Origin of the sequence: Chitinophaga alhagiae (assembly GCF_003568665.1) — a bacterium.
GTDB classification, from domain to species: Bacteria; Bacteroidota; Bacteroidia; order Chitinophagales; family Chitinophagaceae; genus Chitinophaga; species Chitinophaga alhagiae.
This window is the reverse complement of record NZ_QXMH01000012.1, coordinates 1-717: the sequence shown is the minus strand read 5'-3', so window position 1 is coordinate 717 and position 717 is coordinate 1. Positions and strand designations below refer to the sequence as shown.

The window sequence follows — 717 nt, the reverse complement described above, 5'->3', positions numbered from 1 at the left end:
CAGACCAAAGGGCTGGTCACGGGCACCAAGGTGCGGCTGCTGGAAGGCAACGGGGCCAATGACCGCTGGCTGGTGACCACTACCCGCTACGATGCCAAGGGCCGGGTGCTGCAGGTGCTGGCAGACAATGCCACGGGCGGGGAAGATATCGTCTCCAACCTGTACAACTTCAACGGTCAGGTGCTGAGCACGTCGCAGGTATTGCGCAACCCGCGCAGCGCGGTGACGCCGGAGGTGAAGCTGCTGACCATGCTGAGCTACGACCACGGCGGGCGGCTGCTGAAGGTACAGAAGAAGGCGGGCAACAACGGCACGGTAACAGACATTGCCACCAACGAATACGACGCCCTGGGGCAGCTGAAGAAAAAGACCTTTAAGAAGAGCGATGGCAATGAGCTGGAGAGCCTGACCTATGACTATAACATCCGAGGCTGGCTGCGGGGCATCAATAAGGGTTATGTGGACAACACGGCCACAGAGCACTACTTCGGCCAGGAGCTGAACTATGACTATGGTTTTTCCGCTAACCAGTTCAACGGCAACATAGCGGGCATCAAGTGGCGGGGTACTAACAACTCCACGGTGAAACATGCCTATGGTTACAGCTATGATGCGGCCAACCGGCTGCTGAAGGCGGACTTCAGGGAAAGCCCCGGTACCGCGCATACGTGGGCGGAGAACCCGGCCACGAAGTTTAATGTGAAGATGGGGGATGGG

General features: G+C 58.6%; 1 pseudogene. It reads left to right on the top strand.

Annotated elements, in window-relative coordinates:
* Positions 1-717, top strand: a pseudogene (locus tag D3A97_RS24720) (DUF6443 domain-containing protein); the annotation flags it as partial.